The organism is Pseudoalteromonas sp. Angola-30 (assembly GCF_028599215.1).
In the GTDB taxonomy this organism is placed as follows: Bacteria; Pseudomonadota; Gammaproteobacteria; order Enterobacterales; family Alteromonadaceae; genus Pseudoalteromonas; species Pseudoalteromonas atlantica.
Genome location: NZ_JAQREI010000001.1, coordinates 350,825 through 364,126, shown reverse-complemented (window position 1 = coordinate 364,126; position 13,302 = coordinate 350,825). Strand labels below are relative to the sequence as shown.

The 13,302-nt window shown below is 38.5% G+C and carries 15 protein-coding genes; 2 read left to right on the top strand and 13 right to left on the bottom strand.

Annotation, left to right across the window (positions count from 1 at the left end; all coding sequences use genetic code 11):
• Positions 1 to 95: 95 nt before the first annotated feature.
• From PSH54_RS01670 to PSH54_RS01655, 4 genes are all read right to left on the bottom strand, one after another.
• Entirely contained in the window at positions 96 to 320 is a 225-nt protein-coding gene (locus PSH54_RS01670; RefSeq protein WP_273605308.1) for a hypothetical protein, read from the bottom strand.
• Positions 321 to 878: 558 nt separating this feature from the next.
• Positions 879 to 2,180, bottom strand: a complete 1,302-nt coding sequence (locus PSH54_RS01665; RefSeq protein WP_273605307.1) for a hypothetical protein — start codon at positions 2,178 to 2,180, stop codon at positions 879 to 881.
• Positions 2,181 to 2,531: 351 nt separating this feature from the next.
• Complete coding sequence (locus PSH54_RS01660) at positions 2,532 to 2,783, bottom strand: Rho-binding antiterminator (RefSeq protein ID WP_273605306.1); 252 nt, start codon at positions 2,781 to 2,783, stop codon at positions 2,532 to 2,534.
• Positions 2,784 to 2,798: 15 nt separating this feature from the next.
• On the bottom strand, positions 2,799 to 3,638 hold the full coding sequence (locus tag PSH54_RS01655) for a DUF417 family protein (RefSeq protein WP_273605305.1): 840 nt from the start codon (positions 3,636 to 3,638) through the stop codon (positions 2,799 to 2,801).
• 96 nt (positions 3,639 to 3,734) lie between these two features.
• Between PSH54_RS01655 and PSH54_RS01650 the strand changes: the two genes are divergently transcribed.
• On the top strand, positions 3,735 to 4,169 hold the full coding sequence (locus PSH54_RS01650) for a GNAT family N-acetyltransferase (RefSeq protein ID WP_096043029.1): 435 nt from the start codon (positions 3,735 to 3,737) through the stop codon (positions 4,167 to 4,169).
• Between the two features lie 3 nt (positions 4,170 to 4,172).
• Here the strand turns inward: PSH54_RS01650 and PSH54_RS01645 are convergent, their stop codons facing one another.
• From PSH54_RS01645 to PSH54_RS01620, 6 genes are all read right to left on the bottom strand, one after another.
• Positions 4,173 to 4,808 (bottom strand): trimeric intracellular cation channel family protein, encoded by a 636-nt coding sequence (locus tag PSH54_RS01645; RefSeq protein ID WP_004587070.1) that lies wholly within the window; start codon positions 4,806 to 4,808, stop codon positions 4,173 to 4,175.
• A gap of 522 nt (positions 4,809 to 5,330) precedes the next feature.
• Positions 5,331 to 5,474, bottom strand: a complete 144-nt coding sequence (locus PSH54_RS01640) for a hypothetical protein (protein ID WP_273605304.1) — start codon at positions 5,472 to 5,474, stop codon at positions 5,331 to 5,333.
• Between the two features lie 50 nt (positions 5,475 to 5,524).
• Entirely contained in the window at positions 5,525 to 6,019 is a 495-nt protein-coding gene (locus PSH54_RS01635; protein ID WP_273605303.1) for a hypothetical protein, read from the bottom strand.
• 20 nt (positions 6,020 to 6,039) lie between these two features.
• Positions 6,040 to 6,504 carry a hypothetical protein gene (locus tag PSH54_RS01630; protein WP_273605302.1) on the bottom strand — a complete coding sequence of 155 codons (465 nt, stop codon included), beginning with the start codon at positions 6,502 to 6,504 and terminating at the stop codon, positions 6,040 to 6,042.
• 42 nt (positions 6,505 to 6,546) lie between these two features.
• On the bottom strand, positions 6,547 to 7,140 hold the full coding sequence (locus tag PSH54_RS01625; protein WP_273605301.1) for an RDD family protein: 594 nt from the start codon (positions 7,138 to 7,140) through the stop codon (positions 6,547 to 6,549).
• A 147-nt stretch (positions 7,141 to 7,287) separates the two neighbouring features.
• Entirely contained in the window at positions 7,288 to 8,442 is a 1,155-nt protein-coding gene (locus PSH54_RS01620) for an iron-containing alcohol dehydrogenase (RefSeq protein ID WP_004587069.1), read from the bottom strand.
• 221 nt (positions 8,443 to 8,663) lie between these two features.
• On the opposite strand from PSH54_RS01620, the gene PSH54_RS01615 reads away from it, so the two are divergent.
• Positions 8,664 to 9,563 (top strand): LysR family transcriptional regulator, encoded by a 900-nt coding sequence (locus PSH54_RS01615; RefSeq protein WP_273605300.1) that lies wholly within the window; start codon positions 8,664 to 8,666, stop codon positions 9,561 to 9,563.
• Between the two features lie 230 nt (positions 9,564 to 9,793).
• Here PSH54_RS01615 and PSH54_RS01610 read toward each other — a convergent pair whose 3' ends face one another.
• The 3 genes from PSH54_RS01610 to PSH54_RS01600 form a co-directional block, all read right to left on the bottom strand.
• On the bottom strand, positions 9,794 to 10,189 hold the full coding sequence (locus PSH54_RS01610; RefSeq protein WP_248443452.1) for a DUF4019 domain-containing protein: 396 nt from the start codon (positions 10,187 to 10,189) through the stop codon (positions 9,794 to 9,796).
• Between the two features lie 105 nt (positions 10,190 to 10,294).
• Positions 10,295 to 11,308, bottom strand: coding sequence for an MBL fold metallo-hydrolase (locus PSH54_RS01605; RefSeq protein ID WP_273605299.1), 1,014 nt, complete (start codon positions 11,306 to 11,308; stop codon positions 10,295 to 10,297).
• Between the two features lie 9 nt (positions 11,309 to 11,317).
• Complete coding sequence (locus PSH54_RS01600) at positions 11,318 to 13,216, bottom strand: TonB-dependent receptor domain-containing protein (RefSeq protein WP_273605298.1); 1,899 nt, start codon at positions 13,214 to 13,216, stop codon at positions 11,318 to 11,320.
• Positions 13,217 to 13,302: the final 86 nt, after the last annotated feature.

The following is a 13,302-nucleotide window of genomic DNA, read 5'->3' as shown; positions in this document are numbered from 1 at the left end:
GGTTGTATTTAGATGTTAGAAAACGAAGAGGCTCATCGCTTTAAAATTTGCAATTAATAGCTAATTTTTACTTGGCCCTCAGTTCAGGGCATGTTTTATTTTTTTGAAGTTAATTTTTCTATGGCATCTTTAGCTTCTTTCAAACTTACACCATGAACAGATCTATAATACTTTATTGCTCTAACTTTATGGCCTGATTTTAAAGCAACAATAACATCACCTTCAGTTACGCTGCCATGCTTAGGTATTGAGTGACCAAATATTAATATAAATAAAACTGCAATAAACGCTAAAACACCCCAAATATATTCAATTTCCATAAATATTCTCGATGTTCGAAAAATAATGAGCCTGTAGATTAACTCGTTTTTTATTTTTTTGATAAACAAACCATAGCCGAGTTCATATTTTGATTCAATCGTTTACTGTATTTTACGTGGGATATAAAAGAGAGTTTTAATGTTCTTTTGATTGGCGTTTTGGAAGGTATTACAGGTGCTTGTGTGACTTATTCGATGTTAAAAGGGCTTCCCCTTCTTAATGTATCGTATTTTATTTAAACGCAATCAGGCTCAATAAAGCCAAGTTGTTTACCATTTTTTAATAAAAATTGTTATCGCCTATCGGGCTACCTATTACTACTTTCATCTTGTCAATGTAGTTCAGCTTTTTTGCGTGATGCAATTACATATATTTAACCTAACTCACTGCTATCATTGATGATTTATGTAAAAGTTAGAATGGGTGTCATCCTAATTCTAATGAGCTACCCGAATTCATTATGCAAGTGCACCAATTCTTAACTTATTCATAATTGAACTCTGAAAAATAATTTCTACCTCAGTGTAGAGGTTGGGAGTCCAATTATCTTGCTATATTTACAGTTTCAAAGGTGTGCTAGAGCAAATTAAAACTTTTTGCGATAAAAATTGAACAAGTTCGATGTCATATGTAAGCTTTTCAGCTTCTTCTGTATAAGGAAGTAATAGCTCTAACTCTGCTTCACCATCTTCTGCTTTTACATGTACAACTTTACAACGAATATCGTAAATTCTATCGGCAACTTGGCTAATTATATCGATATTTCTATTCTTAAAATTCAAGACACATGATGTAATCCCTTTTTGTTTAGAACTAAAAAATTCTGCTCTATCTTTTTTCCCTTCAATAAAGCTCTGAAGTTCCTCAGGCTCAATACACCCATGTAATGTTGCTTTTAACTGTTCTCTCTCTGTTCCCCCAGTCTTTGTACTCGCAATAGTTGTGATTCTAGAAATATCGGAGTCTCTTTCAATATTGAAGGATGGGTCTTTCAGAATAGTTCTAACTTTACGGTTAAATTCAGACTTAAAGTAAACAGGATAGTAAAACTCTATAGATTGATAAAAAGCTAAAAACTGCAACAACGGCATATTAGTTGCATTTCTCGCGTACCAGTACAATGAAATAGGGCCTGAATCATATTCATATTTAGGGAATTCAATTTTTTTGTCTTGAGAACCGATTAACCTATTGAACTTACGTTGTATTCTTCTTGATAGTACTGGAGCGAGAGAAGTCTGGACTTCAATACCAAAAAATATGGAGTGAGTTACTTTTTCTAGTATTTTAATTGCATCTGAATGACTTTTTAATTTGGAGGCTTTTATTACAATAGATGTGCCCAATGAGTTATCAACTTTTGTTAGTATTTTTAGCTCGTTACTAAGTTGGCTAATATAAATTTTCGTTTTTTGCTGTGTATCTTTTGATTCAATTTCTGAATCTTGAAATTTACCATCACGGTTATATTTGACCCCAAAAGCACTTAAGAGTCTTCGTTTTCTAAAACCGGATATTTTGGAGTTTTCATTAATAACTGTAAATGCTGCTTCTATAGTATTATTTTCATAGCAACATATAGCCGCGTAGTTACCTACAATAATGTATTTCTCAAATTCAATTTTGTTAAACTCACTTAGATCTACTATGTCCCATAAGTTTATATCTACTTTTTTACGACCTGATGGAATGTAAACAGTTAAATCTACATCAATCACCCCAAATTCTTCACTATATGAGGCATCCTCATATTCAAATTTAGCTTTATCACATCGTAACTTTATTTTATTTATAAGATCAGCTGCAACTTTAGCTTCCTTTATCTCATCTTCATCGTAATCTTCTTGCGGTTCACTCACTGAACTCTCCTTGTAAATATAACAACTTATTGACACCACTTTGGGGATTTATAACGTCCCAAAACGGCGTATATTAGATTGTTCAATAATTCCACTAAATAACTGCAATGTAAACAACCAATTAGGCATGCAGTGAAAAAGCCTTTGTTATTTTGCACCTAAACGACTTTTAATAATGTTATTGGACAACGTCACAATAGCTGTTTATATGCACAGTTTACTCTAAAGGTAAATTTTGCCTTTGTGCATTTAGCACGTATGAGTTAAAGCATTAGCGAGATAAGCGAGCCTTAACATAATAATGAAACAGGCTCGCTGAAGTGTTTATGATAAAACGAATTGGTTAGTGATTTACTTTACATCAAAGTTCACATGATCAAAGTAAGGATTACTCTCACGCGCTTTAAGTAGACTAATTGTAGTGAGCACAATAAGCTTTAGCTCGCCACTTACATTAATGGCAATGCACTCTTGTTTGAGTGCATTGCGTTTTGTATCAGTTGCTACGCCACATACACCATCGCCATTTTTTAATACAAGCTCAATATTCAGCCTGTGCATACAGGCAATTTCGATGTAGTCGTATTGGTGGCAACTGATCATAACGTCCTCTTTAAATTATTTAGCTGGCTTAAGTAGCATTAAAGTGGCAATAACAATTAAGTTGCCTACATACCATAAATCTTTAATTACAAATTGCCCTAAACGCTCTAATAATGTGCTTGAGCTAAATGCACCGGTTGCGGTTATTAAAAATGTTTGGGTCATTAAAAATACACTTAAACACGCTAAGCCACTTATAATAATTAGCTTTTTATTATTTAAAAATAGCCCTAAGCCCAATAACACAGCAAATAATACATCAAACCCGCCAATGATATTTGATGCGCCTTGTACGCTAAATACCGTGTATAACCACGACATAAACGGTGAGGTTTCTACTAGGCCTACAATGGCTTTGGCTTCAAACTCATAAAATTTCATGCCGCCAATCCACAGTAAAACCATAGCAACCGGTATAAAGTTTAAAAGTACGTGTTGTTTGTCTGTTAGTTTATTTTTATAAAACAAAAATAAATACAAAGGGATGATAGCAAAGTATTTAATTATGCCTTGCCCACTGCCAATAATTGGAAAGCCGCCTAACTGTGCCATCCAGCGGTTACTGGCAAATAAGGTAAGTAAAGGCACTATGCTAACAACTAACGCGAGTATAAGTGCAGGCATCGGCTTTATTAATTTTAAATGCGCAGCTAAGGTGGTGACTGCCAACGCAATCATCGCGGTGCCTGTGAGCAAACCTAATGTATTGTTACTTAGTAAGGTATCAAGTTCATAAAAACTAAAGGTAGCTGAGAGTGTGTTTGGATTTGCACCTAAAGCAAACGATACACCAAGTAATGCAAAGCTGAGTGTAAGTAAAAAGGTGAGTGCGTTATTTGTGTGTGTTAAGTTCATTGTGTGCCCATTAAATCTGTAATGGCTAATAAAGACCTAATTTTTACAAAAAGTGATTCAACTAAAATTAAATTTTTAAATACAAGGAAGGACATTTTGGTTTTTACGTTTACAAAAGCCACGCCCGAAAAGCGCAGCTATTTATTATGTCTTAGAAAACTTACTATGGTAGAGCACCTTGAGGTGGCCGGCTTATTTTTAACTGAGCAACAGCATAATGAAAGGGTTGACGAGCAATACGATTGCTCTCATCTCATACAGTTTAATGGTAATACCATAGGTACGTTAAAGTACAAAATATGGGGTAGCCACATTGAAATAATGCAATTGCAAATACACCCCAACCATCAAAATAAAGGCTACGGCAGAGGCGTTATTGAGCAAGTAATTAAAACTGCAAAGTTAAAGCCTATCAGACTAACAGTACTTAAAAACAATCCTGCTAAAGCACTTTATACTCGACTAGGCTTTAAGGTCACTGGGGAAGATAACTATGAGTGCCATATGCAAACCCAGCCTATAAATAACTAAGAGCTACTCTCTTTGATCTTTAAAATCTTTTTTTCTGAAAATGGTTAGGTGCCAGCCCCATTTAAGCGAGCCTAATCTTAAAAATACAGTGGTAAAAAGTGAGCCTAAAATACACCAAATGTAATCGACTTCTATGGTAAACAGCGCAGCATAAACTAGGCCGCCTACTAAACAGGCTGAAGCATAGGGCTCGTTTCGCATAACTGAGGGTACTTCGCGGCAAATTACATCTCGTATTAGGCCGCCAAAAATCCCTGTGGTGATCCCCATTGTTATCGCTATTACCATACCTGTACCGCTTATTAAGGCTTTTTCTATCCCCATAATATTAAATAATGCCATACCTATAGCATCGACTAATAAAAAGTAATAGTTATTTACATGAGGTAAGTAACGCACAAAAAATATGGTGGCAATAATAGCGGCGTAAGTTGAGTATAAATACTCAGGCGTAGCTATCCAAAATATAGGTTTATCTAAAAGTATGTCTCTTAGCGTGCCGCCACCTAAAGCTGTAACAGTTGCGACCACCACTACCCCAAAACCACTTATGTTTTTTTCGTAGCCTAGCAGTGCTCCTGCAACCGCAAAAAAAGCCACTCCGAGCAGCCCCAGCACCATAAAGTATTCAGCAGTCATGTGCATTCCCTTTTAAATTTTATACATTGGTGTATCAATTTATATGCCAGATGTAATTAGCAAAAGCCAAAAGCGAGGATTAAAAGTACATTTAAAAACAATGGGTTAATAAATTTTTGATAAAATTAATGATGGGTTATTGTGATATGCGATATTTAAAAAGGTAATTATTTTAAAAGTGAGTAGTTTTTACACATTTGTTATTTTTAGCTGAGTCGCCTTTTTTAGTCAATTACTAAGCTCATTAATATACGTACGGGAAAGTAAATAACGGCTGGAATGCCGAATAACCAATTAGCAAAGCTTTGCGGCATGACATAAAAAGCAACTTGCTTCACCCAATATATAATACCAACCCGCAATAATACTTAATCATTTTTAGGGGCTAAACGTGTCGCTATCTGCGTTAAAAAATTCTCATTTAGAATAACTAAATAACGAATTTTTTGCCTAGCTATCAACACGTTTTTCTATCCTCAAAATAGATCACTTAATTAAGCGGATTGGTATAAACTCTACATACTACGCTAAAAAGTCATTAAGTGATAAGCTTAAAAATGCTAAATTATTACTTATTAAAACCCATAGTGCATACAAGCCAAGCAGGCCATCGCCCACACTGCCAATATAAGATGAGTAACCAATAAATAATAACAAGCCGCGCATGGTAAGTCCCTGTTAGCTGTATCGTTAAGTTAAATAATAAACTCGCTTAGTTAATTACAGCCTTTGTTGGTTTTAGCAAGCAGAACGTCATGCACACTTGCATGTGCACCACAGTAAAAAATATAGTTAGAACAATGGTAGTTTTCATCCTTAATATTTAAACCATTCTCATCAAATTCTAACTCAAACTTACAGTTAATATCGTATTCGGGCTCTTTCTCTTCAAACACCAATTTTTTACCCTTTAGGGCTAAAGGTAATGGTTCTTTCGTCCCCTCTAGTGGGGCAGTGATAGTGCAAATATGAAAGTTAAAGCCCCAGATAAGGCCTTCTGCAAAGTATTTATCTTCTTTTTTAAATACATTTACATAGCTCCTTTTTAATTTAAAACGCTCATTACTTTTGCTTCCATCGTCGTTAAGCATAGGGATCGCGCTCGTTATTTTGTCTGTCCTTGAATAACATCCTTCAAGTAAGTCTGCATGTGAATATCCACTAAAGAGCACACTTGCTAGCATCAAAAACCTTAAAGCCTGTATGCTCATTACTGCACCTTGCTACGCTGTTAATCTTCGTCAAAAAAACGGCCACTATCATCTGTCATTTTTACTGGCAGGCCGTTATCTACCATAAAATAGTAAAAACGTAGGTCGTCAATTAAATCTGGGGCGGTTATTTCAATATCTTGGTATGTCGCGTTTTTAAACTTAAATCTTAAAATATGCTCAAAACGCTTAATTTGGCAGTACAGTACTTCTTCAAGTTCATGTACTTTGATCGTTATACCTAATACTTCAAGCTCGCCATCAACAATTTCAACCGCATGGCATTGCTCTTTTTTCATATAATGCCATTGTAAAAATACCCTCAATAGGACAAATGCAAATAAGTATAAAAATTGATGCAGCAAAGGCTGTTCAATAAATACCTCTACCCAAAATAAAACTATAACTGCGATAAATGTGTTGAAACCAAGCGTCCAAAGTAGTTTTGCGCTGGGTGTTTTTTTGTACCTTGTTAGTTTTTTCATAAATCCCTTTAAAGTATTATCCTTCGCTGAGTATTACTATTGCTAAATATTACTCACTTTTGTTCCCGCTAAATGATCATGTAAACAGCGTTTATCTTTTCCAAATATAAATGATGGATTAACAAAACCAGCAATGAACTGACCTACCGAAGGGACCAGTGATAACAGCTGCATAGGTAACATGCGTTTAAAGTAAATAGTTATAAAACTTGCTTTTGTGCCGTCTAGGTTTTCTATACGAATAGACATACAGTATTTACCAATAGTTTGTCCGCATTGATACATAAGGTAGGCATGAAGCACTAACGTAGAAAACACACCGTAAACAAATAAAAATGCAGATAAACCCAGATTTGGTTGGCTTAAGTTATCAAAACCGATATACATTATTACAGGTATAAAAAATGCTATACCTAATAGGCCGTCAATAATAGCAGCAACAAGCCTGTCCCCGCGTGATGCTTTTTCTCCCGCTATTTTTAGGTCGGCATTGTGTGCGGGCTCTTGCGCTTCTCGGGTTTTTATAAGCTCGTCTATTTCTTTTGCGCGCTCAGGAAAGCGTTCTCGGTCAATGACTTTTGCGCTGGAGTAAAGTTCATCTAATGTGTAGGTAGAAAAGTCTATTGGGGTATCCATGCTTGGGGTATTCCTTTACGTAATTTAACCCAAAGTAGCATAGCTTTAGTAATTTATTCAATAATCTATGTAAAAAATCTAGTTCAACATTTAGCTTTTTGAGCATAAAAAATGGCGCTAAAAAGCGCCATTCAAAAAACAATTAAATTAAAGCGCTAGGCTTAAAATTTTCTTCGCTTTAGCTATGTCAATATCGCCATGTTCGCCAAGGGCTGTCATGCCGTTACGCTCAAGGTTGTTGGCAACGGCTTCAACCGCGTCTTCACCTAGGTCGTAATCGCCAAGTTTTGTTTTAATGCCCATTTGCTCAAAAAAGTCTTGAGTATGTTTAATGGTTGCATCAATCAGCTCGTTTTTGTCTTGCATATCAAGGCCAAATACACGCTCACCTAACTGAATAATTTTAGCGCGTTTTTGCTCTTGCTGAACAAACATAAGCGGCGGTAATACAATTGCAAGTGTTACAGCGTGATCTAAGCTATAAAGCGCTGTTAGCTCGTGGCCAATCATATGCGTAGACCAATCTTGCGGTACGCCTTGGCCAATTAAGCCATTTAGTGCCATCGTTGCCGACCACATTACGTTTGCACGAACATCGTAATCTTCTGGGTTTTCAAGGGCTTTAGGGCCTTGCTCAATTAGCGTAGATAAAATGCCTTCTGCAAAACGGTCTTGCAGTGGCGCATTAACTGGGTACGTTAAGTATTGCTCAATAACATGTACAAACGCATCAACTACACCGTTAGAAATTTGGCGAGTTGGCAGTGAGAATGTATACGTAGGATCAAGCACGGCAAATTGCGGTTGTACAATTGGCGTACCAAAGGCACGTTTTTGCTGGGTTTCTTTACGGGTAACAACCGAGTTACCGTTGCTTTCTGAGCCAGTAGCCGGAAGCGTTAATACCGCGCCAATAGGTAATGCACTTTTTACTTCTGCGCCATTAACTAAAATATCCCAGCCGTCGCCTTCGTATTTTGCTGCTGCCGCTACGTATTTAGCGCCGTCGATAACACTACCGCCGCCTACAGCTAATATAAAGCTAACGTTTTGCTCTTTCACAATTTCTACAGCTTTTGAAAGTGTTTCGTAAGTTGGGTTTGGCTCAACTCCCGAAAACTCCACAAAGTCCACACCTTCAAGTGCATTTACTACATCGTCATATACGCCGTTCTTTTTGATCGAACCGCCACCGTATAAAAACATGACCTTGCCTTGGCTTGGTACGCGGCTTGCGATCTCATTAATTTGATCTTTGCCGAATAAAATCTCGGTGCGGTTTTTAAATGCAAAATTTAACATATTTGTACTCTACTTGGTTACGGGGCACAGCCCCTGGTGCTCATTGCTTTATAAAATGGGAATTAATAGTTAACTTTCAAGTAATTAATTACCTATTTTATAAATTAAATATGAAAACGGTTAATGTCTAACTGAACGAGCGCAAGTGTACGCGCACTTTACAATAACTAGAATTCAGTTAATCTTGCTTTACCCATCGGATTTCTGATACCTAATGTTTTATGTCTTATTTTGTACAATTACGCACCTTTGTTGAGGTATATCGTTGTAAAAACATCTCTCGGGCTGCTAAAAATTTGGGGCTGTCGCAACCAGCTGCAACCGCGCATATACAAACAATGGAGTCGGTGGTAGGTAAATCGTTATTTGAGCGGCGTCACCGAGGCGTAGAACCAAGTAATGCCGCCCACGATTTAGCAGGCCAAGTGGCAAATCACCTTGATGCTATAGAGCAAAAAGTTGCCTCTGTACGCACCCGTTCAAACGATGTGAGCGGAACGATTACACTAGCCGGACCCGCCGAATGTATTAGTTATGTTGCCTCAGCACAGCTGGCAAATTTGTTACAAGCAGGCAATGTTGATGTGGTCGTGCTGCCTGGTAATCGTGAGCAAATTTATTCAGCGCTTGATACCGGCGTTGCCGATATGGCTATTACAGCCTCCCTGCCCGATAACAAAATTTACGACTTTGAAGTGCTCGACAGCGAAGAGCTAGTACTGGTGGCGCACCGTTTATTAGCGCAAAGCTTAGAGGGGAAAACCATTACGCCAGCACTTTTAAATACGCTGCCGGTGGTCAGTTACGACAGTCAATTACCGCTTATACGCCAGTATTTTGATATTGTATTTAAACAAAGCTGTACGTCAAAAATAATTGCACGCTGCCCCGACATACGCGCGCTCGCCGGCATAGTAAGAACCGGTGTAGGCTATACCGTGCTGCCTGATTATATATGTCATGACGATATTCAATCGGGTAGATTAATTAAACTTGGTCCGCAAGGGCCGGAAAACAATTTGTACTTAGCGTGGCGTAAAGGGGCGCTTGCCCACCCGCGGCTTAATTATGCCCGCGATGTGTTAATGGCTTTTTCTAATATTAATAAATACGCAAAATAGTTTTTTAACTTATACCAATCCGCATAATTAAGTGATCTATTTTGAGGATGGGTAAACGTGATGATAGCAAGGCAAAAAATTCGCTATTTAGTTGTTCTCGGCAATTGCTCCTGCATTGCTCTACCTTCTGCATCCATGCAGTCGTAAATGAGAATTTTTTAAAGCAGATAGCGACACGTTTAGCCCCTGAAAATGATTATGTATTATTACGGATTGGTATTGAACGCTGGTTATTTAATAAAATAGCCAACCGCGCGCCATTGCCCACTGCTTTTACTTAATGTAAGGGTTTCAACCGCAAGCCTTGCTGAAAATTGCGTTTTAAATTGCACAATAAGGTATTTACCTTGCGGGGCACCAGGTAAAGATGAGTAAGCATTAGCACTTATTTGTTCTCGCGTAGCCACTTTACCTAGTGGCGCACGCACTGTGTTTAGGGCGCTTTTCCAGTTTGCTTTACTTAATTGCGATTTAAATAACGCATCGGCTTGTTGCCAACTTTTTGTGTATTCACCCGCATCAATTAACTGTAACCAGTTTATTGCTACGGGCATATTTTTAGTGGTTTCGGCCCACACTGAGCAGCTTATAAACAAGCATAAAATTAAAATGAGGGGTTTCATCATTCTTCCTTTTAATCTGGCGTTAAAAGTAAATATAGATACTCCAAATTACAACACATTGGTTAAATGGTTAACCCCTAATATTAAAAACTTTTGCAAATAAGTGCCTTACTCTCCTTTAATTTTTAAAACCTGCGCGTATGTGCAATCGCTTAACATAGAAAAACCATGCGAGGCTTGCTCTTGGCCTATTACAAATGGATGCGCCGCCTCGGGGGCTCTATTTTTAAGTTGCTTTATGCGCTCAAACGAACCATCGCGTTTAGGGTGGTTTGATATAAACACATCTACACCGGCTTGCATTGCCAGATTGCCAAAACGTTTAGCGGCGACACTGTAAGCGCTAATTCGCTCAATATCAGGCCCATAGTTTAGCCCAGTCCCTCCCCACAGGCTTAGCATATGTTTTTTGCCGTTATCGTATACTGGGAACAACAACGAAATAGTGCCAGGGGTGTGTCCAGGCGTTAAATGAACGCCAATGCTAGTATCGCCAAGCGTAATTGTATCTGCCTCTTTTGTGCTTATATCTCTTGTTGGCCGTTTGCCCCAACGTGGGCTTTCAAAATCAAGCTTTGGTTGTTCTAAGCGTCGCCACTCAACCTCACTCATTACAACACGCGGTTTGTATTTATTAACTAAGTACTCTTGCCCACCGTAATGATCACCATGCCCATGGCTAATAATTAAATACTTAATATCTTCGGGGTTTAAGCCTAGTGTGAGCAAACCTTTTTCAATGTAATTTTTAGCTTGTTCGTTGTTATTTAGCGCATCAATAACAATAAGCCCTTGTGATGTTTTAACTACCCAACTTGCCACTCCACCAGTACCTACATAATAAAGGTTGTCAAACACTTGTGTAGGTTCAATCGTTGATGAGCGCCGTTTACTACCCAACTTTTTACTGCGCTTTTTACCTTCATTATTAGTGCGAACACGCTTTGTTAAATCACGTAACGGGTTTTGTATATCGCATAGGCTTGTTAACCCCGGAAACTCATCAGCGTACTGCATGCCTTTTTCGACATAATCTTGCGCTGTTAATTGTGTATTTTGCGCAATAGCTGGGTGCGTAGCTAAAAAGCTGAGTACCACAGCAGAGAATATAAATTTTGGCATAAACACCCCTTATAGTTTTGTATCTATAGCTAGCCAGTAGCGTCGGCCATCTTCTACATAGCCGTATTCATCGTAGCTGGTTGCTTTATCAAATATATTGTAAATACCAAACATAACTTTAACGTTACCGTTTACTTGCCACGCACTGCCTATATCTGCTGTTGCAATAGAAGGGGCTGAGGTTAAACGGCTAGTTATAGAGGCTGCTTCGGTTTCTTTACCGCGGTAATTAGCACGTGCCCACGTATTAATATTATCGCTTACATCCCAGTTAATATTTAGCGTTGCTAAATGTTTAGGTATTTGCGTAAGTGGCTGGCCTTTATTGTCGCCACTGCGTTGCTCAGAAAACGTATAGCTGTAGCTAGTTGCAAGGGTAATATCTGCACTTAACATTGTTTCTATATTTAGCTCAGCCCCATAAGTCACCGCTTTATCAATATTGATGTTATAGCGGTCAGTTTCATCACCACACACTGTGATAGGACATAAAACGGTGTTAATTTTGTCTTCAAAGCTATTATGAAAAACCGTGACATTAGTTTGAAAATCACTGTTAGCATAATACACAGCCGCTTCTTTACTCACGGATGTTTCGGGCTCTAGGTCAGCATTTCCATATAAATCGCCACCGCGGCTGCTTTGGATCCAATTAGGGCTAAGCTCGCGTAAATCTGGCGCTCGGTAACCGGTAGCTACGCCCGATTTAAAGGTCCATGCCTCATTAATATTCCAAACTCCGTATAGGCGTGGACTCAAGTGCGAATCAAACTGCTCGTTATCATCAACTCGTAAACCCGTGGTAAGGGTAAAATCGGGGTGTAAGCTCCACTCATCTTCAGCAAATAGCGACCATTGTTTGTTATCTATTTTAGTAATAGTGGCTGCGTTTGTTGTTTTGTCATCAAGCTTTTCTTGTTCAAATGCGCCGCCTAATGTTACATGGTGGTTTTCAAGTGCAATTGACCACTGCGTATTTGCTAAGGTATTTTCGATGGTTATTTCACGGCCTTCGTTTTCAACCGCCTCTTGTTGAATATACGAATGCGCAGCGCCCCAACTATAGCTACCTTTATGTGCTAACGACCACGTGCTGCGGTTATTGTTCGTTTCGCTAGAGCTATTTCGACTAGGTAACGATAGCCCCGAGGTAGAAATACGTTTTTGATCGTGTTCGCTGTATTCAAGCGATATCACATCGTGCTGGGTGGCTGTTAAATGCAGTGTACCACTGTAGCTTGTCAGCTCTTTTTCACCGTAACCGCGCTCAATTGCATCTTCTTCACGCTCTTGGTAAAGAGCCGAAAGGTTAACGCTTAATAAATCTTTTATTAATGGCCCCGCTGCATATATTTGCCCTTGGTATTCATCACCCGAATTACTGTTTTCTTGCTGTGTGGTTTCTAGGCGAACATTAGCATGCCAATTGTCGTAATTTTTACGGGTTATAACATTAATAACGCCGCCAATTGCATCCGACCCATACAACGTAGACATAGGCCCACGCACAACTTCAATACGTTCAATAGCATCTAGTGGTGGCAGCCAATCTTGCTCAAAGCCACCGCTGCCGCTTGGTTGTGATTCACGCCCTGACTGCTTTTTACCGTCTACCAAAATAGCAGTGTACTGCGCTGGCATGCCACGCACGCTTATATCTTGTCGCGAGCCACCACCGGTAACCGTAACCCCTGCAACATCGTTAAGTGCATCGGTTAAGTCTTTATAAGCACGGTTTTCTAGCTGCTTTTTGCTAATTAAAGTAATAGAAGCTGGCGCTTGCGCTAAGGTTTGTTCAAAGCCTGAGGCGGTCACTACTATTGTTTCTATATCATTGTTAGCATTAGCCAAAGTGTAAAATGGCGCAACAGCAATTAGAGGCAGAGCTAAAGTGTTTTTCAGAGTCATTACGTGGTATTTAATTAGTTATTTTACGTAATGATAACAATTATCAATAACTTCGGCAATTAACATTTCATTAATTTACAATAAAA

Excerpts from the sequence above, each read along its gene's own strand:
- PSH54_RS01670 (WP_273605308.1), bottom strand. The coding sequence starts at position 320 with ATGGAAATTGAATATATTTGGGGTGTTTTAGCGTTTATTGCAGTTTTA.
- PSH54_RS01660 (WP_273605306.1), bottom strand. The coding sequence starts at position 2,783 with ATGATCAGTTGCCACCAATACGACTACATCGAAATTGCCTGTATGCAC.
- PSH54_RS01655 (WP_273605305.1), bottom strand. The coding sequence starts at position 3,638 with ATGAACTTAACACACACAAATAACGCACTCACCTTTTTACTTACACTC.
- PSH54_RS01645 (WP_004587070.1), bottom strand. The coding sequence starts at position 4,808 with ATGACTGCTGAATACTTTATGGTGCTGGGGCTGCTCGGAGTGGCTTTT.
- PSH54_RS01640 (WP_273605304.1), bottom strand. The coding sequence starts at position 5,474 with ATGCGCGGCTTGTTATTATTTATTGGTTACTCATCTTATATTGGCAGT.
- PSH54_RS01635 (WP_273605303.1), bottom strand. The coding sequence starts at position 6,019 with ATGAGCATACAGGCTTTAAGGTTTTTGATGCTAGCAAGTGTGCTCTTT.
- PSH54_RS01630 (WP_273605302.1), bottom strand. The coding sequence starts at position 6,504 with ATGAAAAAACTAACAAGGTACAAAAAAACACCCAGCGCAAAACTACTT.
- PSH54_RS01625 (WP_273605301.1), bottom strand. The coding sequence starts at position 7,140 with ATGGATACCCCAATAGACTTTTCTACCTACACATTAGATGAACTTTAC.
- PSH54_RS01620 (WP_004587069.1), bottom strand. The coding sequence starts at position 8,442 with ATGTTAAATTTTGCATTTAAAAACCGCACCGAGATTTTATTCGGCAAA.
- PSH54_RS01615 (WP_273605300.1), top strand. The coding sequence starts at position 8,664 with ATGTCTTATTTTGTACAATTACGCACCTTTGTTGAGGTATATCGTTGT.
- PSH54_RS01610 (WP_248443452.1), bottom strand. The coding sequence starts at position 10,189 with ATGATGAAACCCCTCATTTTAATTTTATGCTTGTTTATAAGCTGCTCA.
- PSH54_RS01605 (WP_273605299.1), bottom strand. The coding sequence starts at position 11,308 with ATGCCAAAATTTATATTCTCTGCTGTGGTACTCAGCTTTTTAGCTACG.
- PSH54_RS01600 (WP_273605298.1), bottom strand. The coding sequence starts at position 13,216 with ATGACTCTGAAAAACACTTTAGCTCTGCCTCTAATTGCTGTTGCGCCA.